Below are 15,357 nucleotides of genomic sequence, written 5' to 3'. Positions count from 1 at the left end.
CCCGAGCGGACGGCTGGTGAGAGTCGTCGAGCTTGCGGTTGGTTGGTGGCGGGGTGGGGGTCACCGGGGCGGGGGAAATCCGATGGCCGGTTCGGGCTGGTGGGCGCATCATCTGCGGGTATGACCTGGTCCGGCTTCCTCGCGTTCCTGTTGGCCTCCCTGATCCTCGCCATGGTCCCCGGCGTGGGTACGGCGATGCTGCTGCGACAGTCGATCCGCGGCGGCCGTCGGGGAGCGCTCGCCACGGTGGCGGGGATGGAGGTCGGCGTCGCTGTCTGGGCCGTCGCCGCGGCGTTGGGGTTGTCGGTGTTGTTGGTGGCTTCCGAGGTGGCCTACCAGGGGCTTCGGGTCGTTGGTGTGGCCGTGCTCGTCTGGTTCGGGGTGAAGGCGCTCTTCGGGAGGCATGAGCCGGATGAGCCCGAGGTGCCGACCAGTGGCTCCGGGTTCCGGGCCGGGCTGCTGGTCAACCTGGCCAACCCCAAGCTCGCCGTGTTCGCGATCTCGTTCCTGCCGCAGTTCGTCGAGCCCGGTGCGGGCCGGGGCGCGCTGATCACCCTCGCCGCGCTCTGGGTGGTGATCGACACCGGCTGGTACCTGCTGATCATCGCCCTGCTCAACCGCGTCATGGGGTGGCTGCGCAGGCACCGCGTTCGGCTTGAGCGGACGTCCGGGGCCGTGTTGATCGGGCTCGGGGTGAAGCTGGCCGTGACCAGTTAGGCCGAGCGCCACGGGAGGGGGGTCAGGGTCGACATCTCGGCCAGGCTGCCTGCTTCGGCCAGGTCCTCACCCAGGCCCGCGAGCAGGTGGACTCGGATCCGGCTCGCCTCCACCGGCGTCGGGACCTCACCTACCAGCAGGAACGGCAGGGTGAGCCGCCAGTACGCCAGGATGTTGTCCCGGTGGTGGTCGGCCCCGCGCAGGGCCGCCACCGCGAGGCGCAGGGTGTGCTCGTTCGCCGTTATCGCGCCCGCCGGGGCCGTGTGGTCCCACACCCAGCGCGCCTGGTCGGACTTCGCGCAGTGCACGCAGGACGGGCCGGTGCCCAGTTCGGACCGGCAGGCCGGGCAGGGCAGCAGCCGCATGGCCCAGTCGGTGCAGGTCCAGGGGTGGGTGCCGGGGGTGGCGCGGAGGACGGTGGTGGCCAGGTCTCGTTCGTCGGCGTCGGGGCCGGTGGCGGCGAGCAGCGCCACCCAGTCCGCCTGCCAGTGCGCGTCGACCTTGTCCGCGCAGGTCAGGCAGGTCGGGTAGCCGCGTCCCAGGGGCGCTCGGCAGGCCGGGCACGGCTCCACCGCGGGCGGTCGGGCCAGGGCCCTGGCTCCGGGCGGGTACGGCAGCGGCATGGTGGAACCATAGTGGCTCACCGGCTAGGGTCAGCCGGGACAACCGAATACCGAAACCGCGGGAGCTCGCGCCATGGCGGGCTGAGAGGGCGGCTGGTGTCCAGTCACACGGACCCGGTGCCGCCGACCGATGAACCTGACCGGGTAATGCCGGCGTAGGGAGGATCTTTCGTGACCGCTCTTGACGACCGTTCCGTGCGGCCCACCGTCACCACCGGGCCGATCTCCGGATCCCACAAGGTCTACCGGGACACCGCGGACGGCCTGCGCGTCCCCGCCCGCCGGGTCGAGCTGACCAACGGCGAACACCTCGACATCTACGACACCTCCGGCCCGTACACCGACCCGACCGCCACCATCGACGTCCACAGTGGACTCGACAAGCTCCGGCAGCCCTGGGTCGACGAGCGGGAACCGGTGAACGGCGCGGTGACTCAGCTGGCCTACGCCAAAGCGGGGATCATCACCAAGGAGATGCGGTTCTGCGCCGAGCGCGAGGGCGTGACGCCGGAGTTCGTGCGCGAGGAGGTGGCGATCGGGCGCGCGGTGATCCCGGTGAACCGGTGCCACCCCGAGTCCGAACCGGCGATCATCGGCAAGAAGTTCCACGTCAAGATCAACGCCAACATCGGCAACTCCGCGGTGTCGTCGTCGATCGAGGACGAGGTCGACAAGATGGTGTGGGCGACGCGCTGGGGCGCGGACACCATCATGGACCTGTCCACCGGCAAGCGGATCCACGAGACCCGCGAGTGGATCATGCGCAACTCGCCGGTCCCCGTCGGCACCGTGCCGATCTACCAAGCGCTGGAGAAGGTCGACGGCGACCCGACGCGGCTGTCGTGGGAGGTCTACCGCGACACCGTGATCGAGCAGTGCGAGCAGGGCGTGGACTACATGACCGTGCACGCGGGCGTGTTGCTGCGGTACGTGCCGCTCACCGCGAAGCGGGTCACCGGCATCGTCTCGCGCGGCGGGTCGATCATGGCCGCGTGGTGCCTGGCGCACCACAAGGAGAGCTTCCTCTACACGCACTTCGAGGAGCTGTGCGAGATCCTGCGCACCTACGACGTGACGTTCTCGCTCGGCGACGGCCTGCGCCCCGGGTCGATCGCCGACGCGAACGACGAGGCGCAGTTCGCGGAGCTGCGGACACTGGGCGAGCTGACGCACATCGCCCGCGCGCACGACGTGCAGGTGATGATCGAGGGCCCCGGCCACGTGCCGATGCACAAGATCGCCGAGAACGTGCGCCTGGAAGAGGAGTTGTGCGGCGAGGCGCCGTTCTACACCCTCGGTCCACTCGCGACGGACATCGCGCCGGGCTACGACCACATCACCTCGGCGATCGGCGCGGCGCAGATCGGTTGGCTGGGCACGGCGATGCTGTGCTACGTGACGCCGAAGGAGCACCTCGGCCTGCCGAACCGCGATGACGTGAAGGTCGGCGTGATCACGTACAAGATCGCCGCGCACTCGGCGGACCTGGCCAAGGGCCACCCCCGCGCGCAGGAGCGCGACGACGCGCTGTCCAAGGCGCGCTTCGAGTTCCGCTGGACCGACCAGTTCAACCTCTCGCTCGACCCGGACACCGCGCGCTCGTTCCACGACGAGACGCTGCCCGCGGAACCGGCGAAGACGGCGCACTTCTGCTCGATGTGCGGGCCGAAGTTCTGCTCGATGAAGATCACGCAGGACGTCCGGAAGTACGCCGAGGAGCGTGGACTGTCCTCTGTGGAGGCCATCGAGGCGGGCATGGCGGAGATGTCCGAGGAGTTCGCCGACCACGGCAAGAAGGTGTACCTTCCGGTCGTGGGGCAGGAGAACCGGAGCCAGGAGAACTGATGAATCCGACGCCGCCGCGCGCGCTCACCATCGCCGGATCGGATTCCGGTGGTGGCGCGGGCATCCAGGCCGACCTGCGGACGTTCTTCGCCTGCGGGGTACACGGCATGACCGCGATCACGGCGGTGACTGTGCAGAATTCCCTCGGGGTGACCGGGGTGCACACGATCCCGCCGGAGGTGGTGGCCGCGCAGATCGAGGTGGTCGCCACCGACATCGGCGTGCAGGCGGCGAAGACGGGCATGCTGGCCACCGCGGAGATCATCTCCGCGGTGGCGGCGGCCTGCGACAAGGTCCATATTGGACTGGGCGGTGCGACGCCGCTGATCGTCGACCCCGTGTCGGCGTCGATGCACGGCGACCCGCTGCTGCGCGACGACGCGCTGGACGCGTTGCGCGGCGAGCTGTTCCCCCGGGCCACGTTGGTGACGCCGAACCTGGATGAGGTTCGGTTGCTGACGGGGATCGAGGTTCGGTCCCGCGCCGAGCAGCGGGACGCGGCGAAGGCGCTGGCCGAGTACGGGTCGAAGTGGGTGCTGGTCAAGGGCGGGCACCTGTGGGACGACCCGGAGTGCCTGGACCTGTTGTACGACGGCTCGGAGTTCACCGAGTTCGTCGGCCCGCGCTACGACGTGCGGCACACCCACGGCAGCGGGGACACGCTGGCGTCGACGATCACGTCGGCGCTGGCGAAGGGCGCGGACATGGTGTCGGCGGTGCGCGCGGGGAAGGCGTTCATCGTCGAGTCGGTCCGGGCGGCGTACCCGCTGGGTGGGGGCGTGGGGCCGGTGTCGCCGCGGTGGCGGCTGCCGGACGCGGACCAGTTCCTAGTCGGCGAGTAGCGATTCGAGGACGGGGATGGCGGCGACGAGGCGGTCGCGGTCCTCGGGGGTGAGGCGGTCGAGGCGGCGGCCAAGCTCGTGGACGCGGGTGGAGCGGACGCCGGAGACGATGCGTTCGCCGTCGGCGGTCGCGCGGACGAGCCAGGCGCGCCGGTCGCCCGGGTCCGGTTCGCGGACGACGTAACCCGAGTCGACCAGACTGGCCACGATGCGTGACATGGTGGGGGCGGCGACGCCCTCCTTAGTGGCGAGGTCACCGAGTCGGAGTTCGCCGCAGTTGACCAGTGTGGACAGGGCGGAGATGGAGCCGTGCCCCAGTCCGGGGGCCCCGGACCGGCGCAGCGCCCGCGACAGGCGCCCGATGGCGAGGTAGAGGCGGGCTGGCACGTCCCCCGCGGCGGACTCGGCGGCCGTTGTCGTCATACCTCATTGTGACGGTCGCGGGAAGTCGCCGAACGGGCAGCCTCGCCCCCGACCGAGGGCCGAGGGCGAGACGGGCCTACGAGCGCTTGGCCAGCCGGACAAGCGCGCTGATGTCGGCGCGCAGGGTCGGGCCGGGGTTCTTGCTGTCGCGGATCGCGCCACCCGAGTGCAACTCAACGCACTGGCAGCCGTTACTGCCAGAACGGGAAGACTTCCGCCAGCCCTGTACAGGCGAGTCGGACATGAAACACCTCCTACCGCTTGACTGGCCGGACCAGCGCGCGAACAGCGATGCGCAGGACCGGCCGGGGTTCCTATTATTGCTGATCACACCGGCAAGGTGCAGCGCCGCCAGCGTTCAACTCCCACCGACCATCACAGTTCCCGCCGCACACTGTCCACCAGTCGCACCGACTCTTTTGCATCCAATGCTGCCTTCACAGTGCTCTCCCAGACAGTCACGTAGGCCTCGCGCTGCGGATCGTCGGCACGGTCGAGATAGCTCGCAAGGGTCAGTTCTTCGAGGTACACGACGTCGTTACCGCCATCTGGAAACCGCATCACAGAGAAGGCGAATCCGATCGCCGGGTGCGCTCCGCGTCCGAACGGCACGATCTGCATCGTGACGCTTGGCAACTCGGCCATTTCCAGGAGGTGCGCAAGTTGATCGCGCATCACGACACGACCACCCACCAGGATGCGAAGCGCAGCCTCCGACATGATCGCCCAGAGATGCAACGCATCGGGTTTGTGCAGCATGGCCGCTCGCGCCATGCGCCCCTCAACAAGCCGCTCCACATCCGCAGGTTGGTTGGGCGGGTATGAACTGATCAACGCCCGGGCGTAGTCAGCGGTCTGAAGTTGGCCCGAGATGAGTTCACCCGTGTAGGTGCGCAGCTCAGAAGCAGCCTCTTCAAGGCCGACATATCGCCGGAACCAGCCCGGGACAGCGACGCCGTGGTTTGTGCGCGGGCGCCGTTGACGCGCGGCGCGGGAGAGGTCCTGCACCTCCGCTCGTTGTTCAGAGGTCGCGTGGTAGAGGTCGAGCAGCAAGGCCAGGTCACCCGCCGATGGCGCACCCAGACCGGTTTCCAACCGGCTGATCTTCGACGGCGAGCACTCCAGGATCTCGGCCGCGTCCTCGCGGGTGCGCCCGGCGGCCTCGCGTAGTTCGACGAGAGCGCGGCCTACCTGGCGGCGGGCTGCTGTCGGACTTGGACGGGTCATCGGTCTCCACTCACTCAAGGTGACCAACAGTCTGCCGGATGGGGGACTCCGCTGGCCAATCTGCACGTGCACGTTTATGGTGCATCTTGACCGGGATTCTCCGGTTGACCCCCTTCCCGCAGAGGAGTCCAAGTGGGCACCAACAGTCCCAAGTCGTTCGCGCTGGGGCGGGTGATCCGGCGAGCCCGCACCCAGAAGCGCTTCTCCCTCAAGGACCTCTCCCGCATCATCGGCCGCGACACCGCCACCATGTGCCGTTGGGAGATCGGCGAACGCATTCCCGCCCTCGACCAACTCACCTACATCCTCGGCGTCCTGGGCGTCCGCGGTCAGGCCCTCCACTACGCCACCGGCCTGGCCCGCGACCCCGACAACACCTCCTGGCTCACCACCGACCCCCACGACCGCCTCGCCCAGCACGACGCCTACATCGACTTCGAGCAGCGCGCCCGAGAAGCCACCATCGTCTCCCCCATGCTCGTCCCCGACCTCCTCCACACCCCCGCCACCGCCGAGGCCATCGCCGCCGCGGGTGGCAACCGGGTCACTCATCGCGAACGGTCCCGGATCCTCAGCGGGGCTCAGCCCGTCAACCTCCGCGTCTTCCTCGGTGCGCCTGCCCTCAACCAGCACATCGGCGGTACCGCCACGGCACACGAGCAGCTTGAGCACTTGGCTGTCGTCTCGCGGTTGCCCACTGTGGAGCTTCGGGTGTTCGGGCTCGGGCTCGGGTGGCATCCAGGGGTCGACGGGTCGTTCAGCGTGCTCAACGCGCACAACCTGCGGACCGCCTACGTCACCGGTCGGCAGTGTTCTGTCTGGTTGCACCGCAGCGAGGATGTCGAGCGCTACGAACAGGACTGCCGGGCGATCGAGGAACGCGCGCTGTCCCCTGAGGAGTCGCTGGCCCTGATCAGTGAGACGGCTCGGCGGCTGCGGTAGGGATCACCGGCAGGGGATCATCTGGGTGTGGCGATCCTGGATCGGGCCGAGCCGCTGTTCGGGGACCTCACCATCCGGCCTGCGCTGGCGGGCGAGGAAGACATCCTGCTCGACCTGCTCGGGGAGGCGGCTGCCTGGTTGCGGGGGCGGGGCGTCGACCAGTGGCCGTCGCGGTTTCCGGTGGAGTCCGTTCGGGGCAGATCGCGGCCGGGGAAGCTCTGCTGGTTGAGGACGCGTTGGCTGAGGACGCGTTGGTGGAGAACAACCTACGACCCGCCGGGTGCGCGGTGGCCTACGAGTCTGTACGAGCGGGAGCTACCGGGGTGGGCTGGAGGCCTGGGCCCAGAAGCGTTGGGGGATCCGGCCTGCTGAGCGGGCGAGTCGACCCGCCGTGACCGCGGCGCGCATGGCGGTGGCCATCTTCTCCGGGTCGGCGGCTCGGGTGACCGCGGTCGCCAGCAGTACCGCTGAGCAGCCGAGTTCCATGGCGAGGGTGGCGTCGGAGGCCGTGCCGATGCCCGCGTCGAGGATGACCGGGACGCCTGCGCGGGCGACGATCAACTCGATGTTGTGCTGGTTGCGGATGCCCAGGCCGGTGCCGATCGGGGAGCCGAGGGGCATGACCGCCGCGCAGCCCGCCTCCTCCAGGCGGAGGGCCAGGACCGGGTCGTCGTTGGTGTAGGGCAGAACTACAAAACCGTCTGCCACCAGGGTTTGGGCGGCGTCGAGGAGTTCCAGGGGATCAGGGAGGAGGGTGCGGTCGTCGGCGATCACCTCCAGTTTGATCCAGTTGGTGCCCAAGGCCTCGCGGGCGAGTTTGGCCGTCAGTACGGCTTCGGCGGCGGTGCGGCAGCCCGCGGTGTTGGGCAGTGGGTCGATGCCTAGTCTGCGCAGGATTTCCAGGACTCCGGTGCCGCCTTCGGTGTCCACGCGTCTGAGGGACACCGTGGTGAGTTCGGTGCCGGAGGCGACCAGGGCGCGCTCGAGGACGGACAGGTTGGCGGCGCCGCCGGTTCCGGTGATGAGGCGGGAGGTGTACTCCCGGTCGGCGATGATCAGCGGGTCGTCCACGTCAGCCTCCCTGCACGGCGGTCAGCACTTCCAGCACGGCACCCTCGGCCACCGGGGTCGCGGCGTGCGCGGCGCGCGGGACGACCTCGCCGTCGAGCGCGACCGCGATGCCCGCAGCGGGCATGCCGAGCGCGTCGAGCACCTCGGCGACGGTGGCGCTGTCGGCGACCTCGCGCCGGGCGCCGTTGACCTGGATCCTCATCGGGCGACTCCCACACCGAACCGGGACGGGTCGGCCGCGCGGACGCGGGCCGGGACATCTTCTTCGCGCAGCAGCGCCAGCACGGCCTCGGCGGTGACCGGTGCCAGCAGCAGGCCGTTGCGGTGGTGGCCGGTCGCGGCGAGCACGCCCGGCGCGACCCAGCCGATGATCGGCAGGTTGTCCGGGCTGCCCGCGCGGAGACCGGCGGCGGTCTCGGTGAGGGCGTACTCGGCTATGCCGGGCAGGACCCGCTCGGCGTCGCGGAGCAGGTCGCGGACGCCGCCGACGGTGACCTCCTCGTCGAAACCGACGTCGTGCTGGGTCGCGCCGAGGACGAGGCCGCCTGCGCGCGGGACCAGGTAGACGGGGCGGGACTCGACGTGCGCGCGGATGGTGCGGGTCGGGGCGGGGAGGGTGCCGGGGCGGGCCTTGAGGCGGAGGATCTCGCCCTTGACCGGGCGGACGACGCTCAGCGCCGGGTGCAGCCGGCCGCTCCAGGCGCCCGCGGAGAGGACCACTGCCGCACATTCCACAGTGGACTCGTCTGCGAGGTGCACCGCGCCGCCATCGATTGTACGCGCTTGTTGGGTGACGAAGTCCACACCTGTTCGTACACAAGCGGAGTAAAGGGAGTCGAGGAGGGCCCGGTTGTCGACGGCCAGGTCGCCGGGGACGTGCAGTCCACTTCGGACGCTCGGGGAGAGGCCGGGTTCGAGTGCCCGGAGTTCCCGAGGGGTGAGACGGGTGACGTCCCGGCCCAGGTCGCGGAGGTGGTCGGCGAGGAGGTCGAGGGTGCCGACGTCGGCGGAGTCGACGGCCAGGGCGAGGGTGCCTTCTCGGCGCAGGCCCGGGTCGTCGGCCGCTTCGGCGAGCTTGGCGGCGAAGGCGGGCCAGCGGTCGAGGGACGCGCTGCCCAGTTCGAGGGCGTCCTCCTCCCCCGGCCACGACTCCGTGACCGGCGCGAGCATGCCCCCCGCCAGCCACGACGCGCCACGCGCCGGTTCGGGGTCCACGAGTGTGACGGGGTAGCCCGCGTCGGCCAACCACCACGCCACCGACAACCCGATGACGCCACCACCCACGACGGCGATGTGCCTTGCCTGCCTCATGTCACCACGCTCCCTGCGCCGGCATGACCCGGATCAGGTTCGACGGTCGGAGCGACGCAGCTCCCTCTCAGCCCGTTCACCGGACTCCCGTGCGACCGACCCCCACCGTAGCGCAGGCGCTAGCGTCAACTCCATGCCAGGACTAGACGGGGACCAGATCAGGGCCAAGCTCACCGACGCACGCCTCTACCTGTGCACGGACGCCCGAACCGACCGCGGAGACCTCGCCGATTTCGTCGACGCGGCGCTGGCGGGCGGGGTGGACATCGTGCAGTTGCGGGACAAGGGGTTGGAGGCGGGCCCGGAACTGCGGGCGCTCTCGGTGATCGCGGAGGTGTGCGCGGCGCACGGGGCGTTGCTGTCGGTGAACGACCGGGCGGACGTCGCGCTGGCGGCGGGGGCGGATGTCCTGCACCTGGGTCAGGACGACCTGCCGGTGCCGGTGGCGCGCCGGGTGGTGGGGGACGCGGTGGTGATCGGTCGGTCGACGCACGACTTCGCGCAGGCGGTGGCCGCGGCGGCGGAGCCGGGGGTGGACTACTTCTGCACGGGGCCGTGCTGGCCGACGCCGACGAAGCCGGGGCGGGCGGCGCCGGGGTTGGAGTTGGTGCGGGAGACGGCGGCGACTGAGGTCGAGCGGCCGTGGTTCGCGATCGGGGGGATCGACCAGGGGCGGTTGCCGTCGGTCCTGGAGGCCGGGGCGCGGCGGGTGGTGGTCGTGCGGGCGATCACGGAGGCGGCGGACCCGAAGGCGGCGGCGGAGGCGTTGTCGTCGGCGTTGCGCGGGTGAGGCTCACGGTGCGCTGACTCAAGGTGCTACGCCCGCTGGGTTGGAGGCGGGCGACTGCGCTGTGGTGGTGGTCGGCGGCGGGGTGACCTGCGTGGACGTCGTTGTCGGTGGGGTGGTCGACGTGACCGGCGGGGTGGTCGTGGTCGCCGGTGGCTCGGTTGTGGTCGTCGGGGGTGCGGAGGTGACTCCCGTCTCCGAGGGCATCGTCGGCGGCAGGGTCGGCGGGACCGACGGTGTGGTGGTCGGTGTTTCGCGGACGGTGACCGTAGTGGTCGGGGGTGGGGTTTCGCGGGGCTGGACGAGGTTGCCGACAGTGGTGCCCTGGCCACCGGACAGCGACTCGCCCCGGGCGAACTCCAGGGTCGTCACGACCGCCATCCCCAGGACGAAGGCGAGGACGGCGCCCGCGACCAGCGCCCACGGGCGGCGGCTCGCCGGAGTCGGCCCGTCGGGGGTCGGTTCCTCGACGTCGTCCGCATCCGGCGGGTCGGTGGAGACGTCGGTGGAGACGACGGAGCCGTTGCGGGTCGTGATTTTGGCGTGTACCGAGCGGACGCCCTCGGTGGTGCGCTCCAGGGAGCGCAGGTAGAGGGAGCCGCCGACGGTGGTGATGACGCTGGCGATGGCGGCGCCGGTGACCGTGCCCGCCAGGCCCAGGGTGGAGCCCAGGACGGCGGCCGTGGCGGCGGCCAGGGCGCCCGCGGCGATCTGGCTGATGCGGAGTCCGTTTTCCTTGGTCATGGTTCCGTTCTGCTGGTCTGCCCCTCGTGGTCTCAACCGGGGCGACGCGGCGCGCGTTGCGGGGGTTGGGTCGAGGTGAGGTTCGCTACACCGCGTTGTCCATAGTGGACTTGGTGCACACTGGGGTGGTGAACCTTGTCACCGTCGATGACATCACCGCGGCCGCCGGGCGGATCGCGGGGACCGCCGTGCGCACGCCGCTGGTGCCGTGCGGGTGGGCCGATCGTCCACTGTGGATCAAACCGGAGAGTTTGCAGCCCGTGGGGTCGTTCAAGATCCGGGGGGCGTTCAACGCCGTGGCCCGGATCGAGGACGCGCAGCGGGCGAAGGGGGTGGTGGCGTACTCGAGTGGCAACCACGCGCAGGCTGTCGCTTATGCGGCGAAGGTGTTCGGGGTGCCCGCTTGGATCGTGGTGCCCGAGGACACGCCCAAGGTGAAGGTGGCGGCCACCCGGGCCCATGGGGCTGAGGTTGTGCTGGTCAAGCCCGGGCAGCGGGAGGTGGTGGCGGAGGAGATCGTGGCTCGGGAGGGGGCGACGCTGGTGCCGCCGTTCGACCACCCGGATGTGATCGCCGGGCAGGGGACGATCGGGTTGGAGATCGTCGCGGACCTGCCCGATGTGGACCTGGTGCTGGTGCCGGTCAGCGGGGGTGGGCTGATGTCCGGGATCGCGGCGGCGGTGAAGGGGCTGCGACCCCAGGCGCAGGTCTGGGCGGTGGAGCCCGCGCTGGCCGGGGACACGGCCGAGGGGCTGGCGAAGGGCGAGCGGGTGTCGTGGTCGGTCGAGGACCGCAACCGCACGATCGCGGACGGGCTGCGCAGCCAGCCGTCGGAGTTGACCTTCGCGCACCTGAAGTCGCTGGTCGACGGGATCATCACGGTCACGGAGGAGGAGATCCGGTCGACGGTGCCCATCCTGGCCCGGAAAGCGCGGCTGGTCGCGGAGCCCAGTGGTGCGGTGACCACGGCCGGGCTGCTGCACCACGCGGACCAGCTGCCTAAGGGCAAGACGGTCGCCGTGCTGAGCGGCGGCAACGTCGACCCGGAGGTCTTCGCGGACCTGCTCAAGCCCTAGCGGGCACGACGTGCGTCGGTGGCCCCTCGACCCCGCAGTGGAAGCACTCGCCGGGTTGGGGGGCCGGGGTCGGTTCGGGGGTGGCGGCCAGGACGTTGTCACGGATACTGAGCGCCAGCAAGCCGCCGATCGCCGCCAGGCCCGCGCACACCAGCAGGGACGTGCGCCAGCTGCTCGTCAACGCCACCGGGTCGGCGTAGGCCTCGCCGGTCAGGCCTGCCACGGCGGGCAGCACGGCCACCGCCAGCAGGCTGCCCGTGCGGGCGACGGCGTTGTTGACGCCCGACGCCACGCCTGCGTAGCGGTCCGGGGCGGCGGCGAGGACCGTCGCGGTCACCGGTGCCACTACGGCCGCCAAGCCGAACCCGAACACCAGCACCGCGGGCAGCACCGCGCCCACGTACGAGGCCCCCGGACCGATCCGGAGCATGAGCAGCATCCCGGCGGCCACCACCAGCGGTCCGACGACCAGGAACCAGCGCGGGCCGAAGCGGGTGGCGAGTTTCCCGGCGCGGGCCGAGAGCAGGAGCATGATCACGGTGATCGGCAGCCCGGCGACCCCCGCCGCCGTCGGCGAGTAGCCCAGCGAGGTCTGCAACTGCATGACCATCAGCATCATCACGCCGCCGAGCGCCGCGTAGACCGCGAACGTCAGCGCGTTGGCCACCACGAACGTGTGACCGCGGAACAGCACCGGTGGCACCAGAGGCGCGCGCTGACGCCTCTGCAACAGCACGAACGCGACCAGCGCGCCCACACCCACCACGGCACACAAAGCGACCAGCCAGTCCACACCGCGGGCCGGTGCTTCGACCAGGGCCGCCGTGATCCCGGCCAACCCGAACGCGCCCAGTACCGAACCCGCCACGTCCGGGTGACCAGTGACCTCGGGGTCGCGGGACTCGGGCACGGAGCGCAGCGCCAGCAGCACGCAGACGACGGCCACCGGGATGTTGACCAGGAACGCCAGCCGCCAGGACCAGGCCTGGACCAGGAGGCCGCCGACCAGCGGGCCCGCCGCCGCGGCGATGCCGCCCAGGCCGGACCAGGTGCCGATCGCGCGGGCCCGGTCCTCGCGGTGGAAGGTCGACTGGAGGATCGCCAGCGAACCCGGGGTCAGCAGCGCGCCGCCGACACCCTGGAGGACGCGGGCGGCGACCAGCGTGCCGGTGTCCTGCGCCAGCCCGCACAGCACCGACGCGGCACCGAACCACACCACTCCGACCAGGAACACCCGCCGGCGGCCGTAGCGGTCGCCGAGGGACCCCGCGACCAGGATCAGCGCCGCGAGGGCCAGCAGGTAGCCGTCGAGGATCCACTGCAGACCGGCCACCGACGCGCCCAGCTCCACCCCGATGCGCGGCAGCGCGACGTTGACGACGCTGCCGTCGAGCATCGCCATCCCCGAGCCGAGGACGGTGGTCGCCAGCACGCCGCGGGCCTGGGGACTGCCCCAGCGGACCTCGGTCACCCGGCTACTTGGTCGGCCGGTTCAGCGTCGCCACGAACTTGTACCGGTCGCCCCGGTACACCGACCGCACCCACTCGACCGGGCGCTCGTCGGTGTCGAACGAGTGCCGCGACAGCAGCAGCATCGGCATCCCCACATCCGCGCCCAGCAGCTCCGCCTCGTGCGGACCGGCCAGCGCGGTCTCGATCGTCTCCTCGGCGTGTCCCATCTCGACGTCGAACCGCTCGCGCAGCACCTGGTACAGCGACCCGCCCCCGCTGACGTGCCTGCGCAGGCCGCGGAAGCGGCCGAGCGGCAGGTGCGTGGTCTCCATGGCCATCGGCTCCCCGTCCGCCAGCCGCAGCCGGTGCAGGCGCAGCACCTTGGCACCCGCGCGGATGCCGAGCAACCGGGCCAGGTCGGCCTCGGCGGGGATCTCGGAGACCTCCAGCAGCTTGGACGACGGTTCGCGGCCCTGGGCCCGCATGTCCTCGGTGTAGGAGGACAGCTGCAGCCGCTGCGCGACCTTGGGCTCCGCGGCGAAGGTGCCCTTGCCCTGCACCCGCAGCAGCCTGCCCTCGACGGTCAGCTCGGCCAGGGCCTGGCGGACCGTCGTGCGGGAGACGTCGAACTCGGTGGCCAGTGAGCGTTCGGTTGGGATGGGCGAGCCGGGAGGCATGGAGCCGAGCAGGTCGAGCAAGTGGCGCTTGAGACCCCAGTACTTGGGCTCCCGTTGCACGCGCGCCACCGTGTCCGACCCGTCGGCCGTGGACATCTCCAGCATGGCGTCCCTCCTGAGTCTTGCGCCCGACACCTAACAGAATGCCTTGTCGGGGGTGTCCCACGCGATCACACCCCGCCGGTTTGGTCCGACCGTGACCGGCTCGCGGGGCGCGGCGGGCCGCCCACCCGGGGTGATTGGTCTAGACCTTACCGCCTGAGCGGCCGTGGACGGCGCACCGGCGGAGCGAGCACGTCAGCCGCGGCGGTGGCCCACCCGACCTTATCGAGACGATCGAGACCGCGTGGGCGCGCGGTGCGACGGCCACGCGGTCGCGGGGATCGTTGAACACACGGACGGGAACGCGGGCAGAAGTGCGGGCAGAAGAAGGTCACCCGAATCCGGTGATCACTTCCTAGACTGGGCCGGTGCGGACAACCACGCGTCGGTCCGATTCCCCGCCCCGCGGATGCGCTCCCCGGCCGGGGGTGGCGCCGAACGAGCGCACCAAGCCAACGACGCTGCCGGAGCGATTCGACCACCACCCCGCCAAGTCGGGAACGATGCCGGGCGGGGACGTGGGGGTGGGTGGCGGGAGGAAATGCTTCAGCGCCCGCTCCGCCGAGGGGGTGGAGCGGAGCGGGCTCCACCATGTTACGCCGAACGGAGTAGTGGGGTCGTGACCGGGGTCGCCCTGGGCATCGACGTGGGCGGGACGTCGAGCGAGGCGGTGGCGCTCGACGAGTCCGGCGCCGTGGTCGGGCGGGGTTCGGCGGGCGGCGGCAACCCGCACTCGAACGGCGCCGAGCAGGCCGCGCGCAACGTCGCCGAGGCCGCGACGACCGCGCTCGGTCGGCACGAGCTGCTCGCGTGCGTGCTGGGGATGCCGGGTTCGGCGTTCAACACCCCAGCGGTCCAGCAGGCGTTCGCGCCGTTCTTCTCGTCGATGCGCCCCCGGCTGATCACCGACTCGGAGGTGGCGTTCGCGGCGGGGACGCGCGCGCCGGACGGCGCGGTGCTGATCGCGGGCACGGGGTCGATCGCGGTGCGGATCGCCGACCGCGCCCGCGTGGCGACCTCGGGCGGCTACGGCTGGCTGCTCGGCGACGAGGGCTCGGCGTTCTGGATCGGCCGGGAGGCCGTGCGGGCGACCTTGCGCGCCGTGATGGCGGGTACCGCGTTCGGTCGGCTGGCGCTGTCCGTGCTCGAGGCGGTCGACGCGCCCGTGGCGCACTCGGCCTTGGCCAGCGGCAAGGTGATCGCGGCGGTCAACCGGGAGCGGCCCATCCGACTTGCCCGGTTCGCCCCTTTGGTTTCCCTTGCCGCGATTGACGATCCGGTCGCCGCCGGGATCCTGGAGCGCGCGGCCCAGTCCCTGGCGGGCCAGGTGCTCGACGTCCACCGCGGCGGCCCGATCGTGCTGGCCGGTGGCGTGCTGCGCACCCCGGTCGGCGCGCGCGTCCGCGAACTCCTCACCGGACGGGAACTCCTCGACGCCCCCGACCCCGCGCTCGGCGCCGCCTGGCTGGCCGCCGTCGACGCCTTCGGCCCGGACGCGCCCCGACCGCGGATCTGAGG

Annotated in this window: 17 protein-coding genes and 2 riboswitches; of the genes, 7 read left to right on the top strand and 10 right to left on the bottom strand. The window is 71.2% G+C overall.

Going from position 1 to position 15,357, the window contains the following annotated elements; genetic code table 11:
• Positions 1-120 precede the first annotated feature (120 nt).
• Entirely contained in the window at positions 121-717 is a 597-nt protein-coding gene (locus V5P93_RS02670; RefSeq protein ID WP_104477636.1) for a LysE family translocator, read from the top strand.
• On the opposite strand, the gene V5P93_RS02665 is transcribed toward V5P93_RS02670, so the two are convergent.
• Positions 714-1,340: a hypothetical protein gene (locus V5P93_RS02665; protein WP_104477638.1), complete on the bottom strand. Its 627-nt coding sequence runs from the start codon at positions 1,338-1,340 to the stop codon at positions 714-716. The two genes, V5P93_RS02670 and V5P93_RS02665, sit on opposite strands and share 4 nt — an antisense overlap.
• A gap of 48 nt (positions 1,341-1,388) precedes the next feature.
• Positions 1,389-1,519: riboswitch (TPP riboswitch) on the top strand.
• Between V5P93_RS02665 and thiC the strand changes: the two genes are divergently transcribed.
• Together thiC and thiD are read left to right on the top strand one after the other, a co-directional pair.
• A complete protein-coding gene (thiC, locus tag V5P93_RS02660) occupies positions 1,512-3,185 on the top strand; it encodes a phosphomethylpyrimidine synthase ThiC (protein WP_104477639.1) in 1,674 nt (557 codons plus the stop codon). It overlaps the preceding riboswitch by 8 nt.
• On the top strand, positions 3,185-4,027 hold the full coding sequence (gene thiD / locus V5P93_RS02655) for a bifunctional hydroxymethylpyrimidine kinase/phosphomethylpyrimidine kinase (RefSeq protein WP_104477641.1): 843 nt from the start codon (positions 3,185-3,187) through the stop codon (positions 4,025-4,027). The genes thiC and thiD overlap by 1 nt, the downstream gene beginning before the upstream one ends.
• On the opposite strand, the gene V5P93_RS02650 is transcribed toward thiD, so the two are convergent.
• The 3 genes from V5P93_RS02650 to V5P93_RS02640 all read right to left on the bottom strand — a co-directional run bounded on the left by V5P93_RS02650 (position 4,013) and on the right by V5P93_RS02640 (position 5,677).
• Entirely contained in the window at positions 4,013-4,450 is a 438-nt protein-coding gene (locus tag V5P93_RS02650) for a MarR family winged helix-turn-helix transcriptional regulator (RefSeq protein ID WP_104477643.1), read from the bottom strand. The genes thiD and V5P93_RS02650 overlap by 15 nt on opposite strands.
• A gap of 76 nt (positions 4,451-4,526) precedes the next feature.
• Complete coding sequence (locus tag V5P93_RS02645) at positions 4,527-4,694, bottom strand: DUF397 domain-containing protein (protein WP_104477645.1); 168 nt, start codon at positions 4,692-4,694, stop codon at positions 4,527-4,529.
• Positions 4,695-4,825: 131 nt separating this feature from the next.
• A complete protein-coding gene (locus tag V5P93_RS02640; RefSeq protein WP_104477647.1) occupies positions 4,826-5,677 on the bottom strand; it encodes a helix-turn-helix transcriptional regulator in 852 nt (283 codons plus the stop codon).
• A 132-nt stretch (positions 5,678-5,809) separates the two neighbouring features.
• On the opposite strand from V5P93_RS02640, the gene V5P93_RS02635 reads away from it, so the two are divergent.
• Positions 5,810-6,619 carry a helix-turn-helix transcriptional regulator gene (locus V5P93_RS02635; protein ID WP_104477649.1) on the top strand — a complete coding sequence of 270 codons (810 nt, stop codon included), beginning with the start codon at positions 5,810-5,812 and terminating at the stop codon, positions 6,617-6,619.
• Between the two features lie 315 nt (positions 6,620-6,934).
• On the opposite strand, the gene V5P93_RS02630 is transcribed toward V5P93_RS02635, so the two are convergent.
• The 3 genes from V5P93_RS02630 to thiO form a co-directional block, all read right to left on the bottom strand.
• The gene (locus V5P93_RS02630) at positions 6,935-7,690 is read right to left on the bottom strand and encodes a thiazole synthase (protein WP_104477651.1); all 756 of its coding nucleotides are present in this window, start codon (positions 7,688-7,690) and stop codon (positions 6,935-6,937) included.
• A gap of 1 nt (position 7,691) precedes the next feature.
• Positions 7,692-7,892, bottom strand: coding sequence for a sulfur carrier protein ThiS (thiS, locus tag V5P93_RS02625; RefSeq protein ID WP_104477653.1), 201 nt, complete (start codon positions 7,890-7,892; stop codon positions 7,692-7,694).
• The gene (gene thiO / locus V5P93_RS02620; protein ID WP_104477655.1) at positions 7,889-9,001 is read right to left on the bottom strand and encodes a glycine oxidase ThiO; all 1,113 of its coding nucleotides are present in this window, start codon (positions 8,999-9,001) and stop codon (positions 7,889-7,891) included. Before thiO ends, thiS begins: the two co-directional genes overlap by 4 nt.
• Positions 8,995-9,102, bottom strand: a riboswitch (TPP riboswitch). Its footprint overlaps the gene before it by 7 nt.
• 32 nt (positions 9,103-9,134) lie before the next feature.
• Between thiO and thiE the strand changes: the two genes are divergently transcribed.
• Positions 9,135-9,791, top strand: coding sequence for a thiamine phosphate synthase (gene thiE / locus V5P93_RS02615; RefSeq protein ID WP_104477657.1), 657 nt, complete (start codon positions 9,135-9,137; stop codon positions 9,789-9,791).
• Between the two features lie 18 nt (positions 9,792-9,809).
• Here the strand turns inward: thiE and V5P93_RS02610 are convergent, their stop codons facing one another.
• A complete protein-coding gene (locus V5P93_RS02610; RefSeq protein WP_104477659.1) occupies positions 9,810-10,532 on the bottom strand; it encodes a hypothetical protein in 723 nt (240 codons plus the stop codon).
• 128 nt (positions 10,533-10,660) lie between these two features.
• Between V5P93_RS02610 and V5P93_RS02605 the strand changes: the two genes are divergently transcribed.
• On the top strand, positions 10,661-11,608 hold the full coding sequence (locus V5P93_RS02605) for a threonine/serine dehydratase (RefSeq protein WP_104477848.1): 948 nt from the start codon (positions 10,661-10,663) through the stop codon (positions 11,606-11,608).
• On the opposite strand, the gene V5P93_RS02600 is transcribed toward V5P93_RS02605, so the two are convergent.
• Positions 11,598-13,079: an MFS transporter gene (locus V5P93_RS02600; protein WP_281261644.1), complete on the bottom strand. Its 1,482-nt coding sequence runs from the start codon at positions 13,077-13,079 to the stop codon at positions 11,598-11,600. The two genes, V5P93_RS02605 and V5P93_RS02600, sit on opposite strands and share 11 nt — an antisense overlap.
• Positions 13,080-13,083: 4 nt before the next feature.
• Positions 13,084-13,842: a GntR family transcriptional regulator gene (locus tag V5P93_RS02595; protein ID WP_104477661.1), complete on the bottom strand. Its 759-nt coding sequence runs from the start codon at positions 13,840-13,842 to the stop codon at positions 13,084-13,086.
• 616 nt (positions 13,843-14,458) lie between these two features.
• On the opposite strand from V5P93_RS02595, the gene V5P93_RS02590 reads away from it, so the two are divergent.
• Positions 14,459-15,355: an N-acetylglucosamine kinase gene (locus V5P93_RS02590; protein ID WP_245931102.1), complete on the top strand. Its 897-nt coding sequence runs from the start codon at positions 14,459-14,461 to the stop codon at positions 15,353-15,355.
• Positions 15,356-15,357 lie beyond the last annotated feature (2 nt).

The organism is Actinokineospora auranticolor, from assembly GCF_041897805.1.
GTDB classification, from domain to species: Bacteria; Actinomycetota; Actinomycetes; order Mycobacteriales; family Pseudonocardiaceae; genus Actinokineospora; species Actinokineospora auranticolor.
This window is presented reverse-complemented; position numbering and strand designations above follow the sequence as displayed.